Raw genomic sequence first — 5,136 nt, 5'->3', positions numbered from 1 at the left:
CGCTGTTTTCTGCGGCCTTTCGAGCCTCATCACCAGCCTGTGCGGCGCGGATCGCGCTGAGTGTCTGTCCTGCCGGGCTACTACAAGACGTAGTAGTCTTGGGGCAGTACCCAAGTGTTACGTGCGTGAATCGCTCGCACACCAAAATCTGTGAAGAGGAAGGGCCGTCTGTGAGTTCGCAGAAACGAACCGGCAGCTTCAGTCCTGCGGTCAAGGCAACCGCCCTGGCCGGAGTGGCACTGCTGGTGCTCACCGCCTGCGCCGAGGACCATCCCGCACGTCGCGGCTGGCTGCCAGGCGATCGGGACACCACCAGCAACACCGCTGAGCTGACCGACCTGTGGGTCAATTCCTGGATCGCTGCCCTGGTTGTCGGCGTGTTGACCTGGGGGCTGATGCTCTGGTGCATGATCGCCTACCGCCGTCGCAAGGGCGAGACCGGCTACCCGCGCCAGCTGGCCTACAACATCCCGCTGGAGATCATGTACACCATCGTGCCGCTGGTCATGGTGGGCGTGCTCTTCTTCTGGACCGACCAGGTCCAGCGTTCAGTGGACGAGCCATACGCCGAGCCGGACCTCGTCGTCGAGGTCTACGGCAAGCAGTGGGCCTGGGACTGGAACTACACCTACACCGCTGATGACGGCACTGAATACGAAGTCCATGACACCAGCATTCAGGCCCACCTGACGGGTGAGGAGGGCGTGCGCGAGACGCTGCCCACTATTTATCTGCCGGTGGATCATGACATCACTTTCGAGCTGAAGTCTCGTGATGTCATCCACTCCTTCTGGGTGCCTGCCTTCCTGCAGAAGCGCGACATGGTCCCGGGACGTACCAACTACATGTACCTGAACCCGCAGGAGCTGGGCAGCTTCGACGGCAAATGCGCCGAGCTGTGCGGTGAGTACCACTCTGAGATGCTCTTCAACGTCGAGGTCGTGGAAGCCGACGAGTTCGTCGACTACCTCGAGACTCTCGATGAGGGACACCTCGGTGATGAGTACAACCGCAACCCGAACCTGCATGACCGCGAGACTCTGACCGGAGGGGATCACTGAGCATGACGACCCTTGAATACACCGCCGAGGATTCGCGGGCTGTTTCCCGCGCTGTCCCGGTCTCAAAGGGCAAGGTGGTGGTCAACTGGCTGACTACTACCGACCACAAGGTCATCGGGTACATGTACCTGATCAGCTCCTTCCTGTTCTTCTGCATTGGCGGCGTGATGGCGCTGATCATTCGCGCCGAGCTCTTCGAGCCGGGTATGCAGTTCCTGCAGACCAAGGAGCAGTACAACCAGCTGTTCACCATGCACGGCACGGTGATGCTGCTGATGTTCGCCACCCCGCTGTTCGCAGGCTTCGCCAATGTGATGATGCCGCTGCAGATCGGTGCTCCCGATGTGGCCTTCCCACGTCTGAACGCGCTGGCCTTCTGGCTGTTCCTCTTCGGCTCCCTGGTGGCGCTTGCTGGCTTCCTCACTCCTCAGGGTGCAGCCTCCTTCGGCTGGTTTGCCTACGCGCCGCTATCGGACACCACATATTCACCGGGTGTTGGTGGAGACCTCTGGGTGCTCGGCCTGGCGCTGACAGGTTTCGGCACCATCATGGGTGGCGTCAACTTCATCACCACCATCATCTGTATGCGTGCCCCCGGTATGACCATGTGGCGTATGCCGATCTTCACCTGGAACACTCTGATCACCTCGATCCTGGTGCTCATGGCCTTCCCGCCGCTGGCTGCAGCGCTCTTCGGCTTGGCCCTTGATCGTCGTTTCGGCGGCCATATCTTTGATCCCGAGTCCGGCGGTGCCATTCTGTGGCAGCACCTGTTCTGGTTCTTCGGCCACCCCGAGGTGTACATCATCGCGCTGCCGTTCTTCGGCATCGTCTCCGAGATCCTGCCGGTCTTCAGCCGCAAGCCGATCTTCGGCTACAAGGGCCTGGTCTACGCAACCATCGCCATTGCTGCGCTGTCTGTCACCGTGTGGGCGCACCACATGTACGTCACCGGCGCCGTCATGCTGCCGTTCTTCGCGCTGATGACCATGCTGATCGCCGTTCCCACGGGAGTGAAATTCTTCAACTGGATAGGTACGCTCTGGCGAGGCTCGCTGACTTTCGAGACACCGATGCTCTGGAGCCTCGGCTTCCTGGTGACCTTCCTCTTCGGCGGACTCACCGGCATCATCCTCTCCAGCCCGCCGCTGGACTTCCACATCTCTGACACTTACTTCGTGGTGGCGCACTTCCACTACGTGGTCTTCGGCACCGTGGTCTTCGGGATGTTCGCTGGCTTCTACTTCTGGTGGCCGAAGTGGACCGGCAAGATGCTCAATGAGCGGCTGGGCAAGATCAGCTTCTGGATGCTGTTCATCGGCTTCCACGGCACTTTCATGATCCAGCATTGGCTGGGCGTGATGGGTATGCCGCGTCGTTACGCGGACTACATGGTCGAGGACGGATTCACCGGAATGAACCAGTTCTCCACCATCTTCTCCATGCTGCTTGGTGCGTCGCTGATTCCGTTCTTCTGGAATGTCTGGATCACCGCCCGCAAGGGCAAGAAGGTCCTTGTGGACGATCCATGGGGCTTCGGCGGATCGCTCGAGTGGGCCACCAGCTGCCCGCCGCCACGCCACAACTTCTACTCGCTGCCGCGGATCCGCTCAGAGCGCCCCGCGCTGGATCTGCACCACCCTGAGCTCTCTGAGCGTCACAGTGAGCACTCACCTGCCGGTAAGATCTTCGGCCCGGCTGATCAGAAGGACAAGGAAGGTATCTGATGAAATCCTCCGTTGCACTCTTCGGCGGCATCGGACTGTTCTGTCTGGTGGTGGCCTTCATCTACGGTTTCGTCACCGGATTTGATGAGCTCGCGGGTTTCCCGCTGTTGCTGCTGACCGCGGGCCTGGGCTTCATGCTCTGGTGGTACCTGCGCTCCACTGACAAGCACCACGGTGTGATGGACGGTGATAACCCTGAGGGCGAGATTGCCGATATGGCTGGCACATATGGGGAGTTCGCTCCCTGGAGCTGGTGGCCGATCGGTCTCGGCGCCTCCGCTGCCTTCCTGTTCTTTGGCCTGGCCATTGACTGGTGGGTGTTCCTCCTGGGACTGATTCCCGGTCTCTTCTTCGTGACCGGTTGGGTCATGGAGTTCAACCGGAAGCGCTACGCGCACTGATCAGCTGAGACTCGAAGAAAGAAGCCCGCCAGGTCTTGAGGACCGGCGGGCTTCTTTCTTGTCTAGATAGGATTCAACACATGGCCATCAGACCGATCATGATCCACGGCGAGCCCGTGCTGCATACCCGCGCCCAGGACGTTCAGAGCATCGATGATGAGATCCGCGCACTGCTGGCGGATATGGATGACACACTTGATGCCTCGCACGGGGTGGGTCTTGCTGCGCCGCAGATCGGCGTGGGACTGCGCATCTTCAACTGGAAGTACGACGGGGACACCGGCGGCGTCCCTCATCGCGGCGTGGTGCTCAATCCCCGCCTGCGACTGATCGGCAAGGTCTCCCAGGAAGATCCTGACCCGGATGAAGAAGTCGAAGGCTGCCTGTCCGCGCCGGGCTACGGGTACCCGCTCAAACGTAGCGACCATGTCGAGATCATCGGCCTAGACCGGGAGGGAAACCCGCTGCAGTTTGAGGCTACCGGCTGGTTCGCGCGCATCATGCAGCACGAGTACGACCACCTCGATGGCTACCTCTACATCAACCGGTTAAATCCCAAATGGGCTAAACGCTGGAAGAAAGCGCTGAAGAAGGAAGGTTGGACGGTGCCGGGGAACTCCTGGCTACCTGGGACAGACCCAGATCCTTTCGGGCACGGCGAGGACGCAGACTGAGGTCGCATCACTGCGGTGTCGATCAGCTGCGGCTGAAATCAATCCACCGCTGCAGCACAGCGGCAGCAGCACCGGAATCGAGGGACTGTTCTGCCAGAGTCATATTGTGGCGCAGGCGCTGATGAAGATCGTCCTCCGCCGTCTCGTCCCAGGCGGTGAGGCCTGCGGCGGCATTGAGCAGCACCGCATCTCGCACCGGTCCTGTCTCACCGGCTAGCACGGAACGCACCACCATCGCATTGTGCTGCGCTGAACCTCCCCGCAGATCTTCGACTGCGCAGCGGGGGATGCCGAAGTCCTCTGGATCGATGACGTGATGAGTCACCCGTGAGCCGCGGACCTCCCAGAGATCAGTGCTGGCAGAGGTGGTGATCTTGTCCCGGCCATCCTGTCCGCGGAAGACCATGCCCCGGGTACCCCGAGCTGCAAGGGCCTCAGCCATCCTGGGCGCGAGATCCTCGCTTGCGCATCCCAAAGCCTGGGCGGACACCCCGGCAGGATTGGACAGCGGTCCTAAGAAGTTGAAGGCCGTGCGAACTCCCAGTTGCTTGCGAACCGGTCCTACGTATCGCATTGAGGGATGGAACTGCTGGGCGAAGAGGAAGGTAATGCCCACCTGCTCTGCGGCCTCGGCAACGCGGCCCACGGGCATGCTCAGGTCCACGCCCAAAGCCTCGATCACATCTGCGGCTCCTGCAGTGGTTGAAGCGCCCCGGTTGCCATGTTTGACCACACGAGCTCCGGCGCCCACTGCCACCAATGAACTCATAGTGGAGATGTTCAAAGTTCCCAGGCGGTCCCCGCCGGTACCCACAATGTCCAATGTCGGGCCGGTCACAGTGATCGGTTCGGCCTTCGACATCATGGTCTCGCTCAGCCCGAGGAGCTCTTGACCTGTCTCGCCTTTGGCTCGCAAGGCCAGCAGGAACCCTGCGATCTGCGCATCGGAGAGGTCCCCGCTCATCAGTTGTTCCATAGCCCAACTGGCTGTGTCCACAGAGAGGTCGAGGCCTGTCAGCAGGTCCTCTAGGAGTTGTGGCCAGCTCAGATGCTCAGGGAAGGATTCAGCGCTCATGGCATAAGCCTATAAGCAGTTGAAGCGGGCTCTGGAGGAGGGGGAGAGTCGAGTTCTTCGACGACGTGTAGAAATATTTGTGCAACTTTCAGCTGGCTCGCCGTCGCTGCATCCTTATAAATACGCGGGAACAGCCCCATGACAGACTGTGATGGTTGCGCCACACCCCGGCGGTGCGATGGCAAAGCGGTCTCATTT

Annotated in this window: 5 protein-coding genes; 4 read left to right on the top strand and 1 reads right to left on the bottom strand. The window is 60.7% G+C overall.

What is annotated here, in order from left to right; genetic code table 11:
* Positions 1 to 170: 170 nt before the first annotated feature.
* The 4 genes from ctaC to def all read left to right on the top strand — a co-directional run bounded on the left by ctaC (position 171) and on the right by def (position 3,863).
* Complete coding sequence (gene ctaC, locus TX78_RS00565; protein ID WP_044492751.1) at positions 171 to 1,061, top strand: aa3-type cytochrome oxidase subunit II; 891 nt, start codon at positions 171 to 173, stop codon at positions 1,059 to 1,061.
* A gap of 2 nt (positions 1,062 to 1,063) precedes the next feature.
* Positions 1,064 to 2,788 (top strand): aa3-type cytochrome oxidase subunit I, encoded by a 1,725-nt coding sequence (gene ctaD / locus TX78_RS00560; RefSeq protein ID WP_044492749.1) that lies wholly within the window; start codon positions 1,064 to 1,066, stop codon positions 2,786 to 2,788.
* Entirely contained in the window at positions 2,788 to 3,189 is a 402-nt protein-coding gene (locus TX78_RS00555) for a cytochrome c oxidase subunit 4 (RefSeq protein WP_044492748.1), read from the top strand. The genes ctaD and TX78_RS00555 overlap by 1 nt, the downstream gene beginning before the upstream one ends.
* Before the next feature lie 80 nt (positions 3,190 to 3,269).
* Complete coding sequence (gene def / locus TX78_RS00550; RefSeq protein WP_044492747.1) at positions 3,270 to 3,863, top strand: peptide deformylase; 594 nt, start codon at positions 3,270 to 3,272, stop codon at positions 3,861 to 3,863.
* A gap of 22 nt (positions 3,864 to 3,885) precedes the next feature.
* Here def and trpD read toward each other — a convergent pair whose 3' ends face one another.
* Complete coding sequence (gene trpD, locus TX78_RS00545; RefSeq protein WP_044492744.1) at positions 3,886 to 4,938, bottom strand: anthranilate phosphoribosyltransferase; 1,053 nt, start codon at positions 4,936 to 4,938, stop codon at positions 3,886 to 3,888.
* Positions 4,939 to 5,136: the final 198 nt, after the last annotated feature.

The organism is Nesterenkonia massiliensis, from assembly GCF_000455245.1.
GTDB classification, from domain to species: Bacteria; Actinomycetota; Actinomycetes; order Actinomycetales; family Micrococcaceae; genus Nesterenkonia; species Nesterenkonia rhizosphaerae.
The sequence above is the reverse complement of the archived record's forward strand: the minus strand, read 5'-3'. Positions and strand labels throughout refer to the sequence as shown.

What these genes read in the sequence shown, in the direction of transcription:
- ctaD (WP_044492749.1), top strand. Translation starts at nt 1,064, where the DNA reads ATGACGACCCTTGAATACACCGCCGAGGATTCGCGGGCTGTTTCCCGC.
- TX78_RS00555 (WP_044492748.1), top strand. Translation starts at nt 2,788, where the DNA reads ATGAAATCCTCCGTTGCACTCTTCGGCGGCATCGGACTGTTCTGTCTG.
- def (WP_044492747.1), top strand. Translation starts at nt 3,270, where the DNA reads ATGGCCATCAGACCGATCATGATCCACGGCGAGCCCGTGCTGCATACC.
- trpD (WP_044492744.1), bottom strand. Translation starts at nt 4,938, where the DNA reads ATGAGCGCTGAATCCTTCCCTGAGCATCTGAGCTGGCCACAACTCCTA.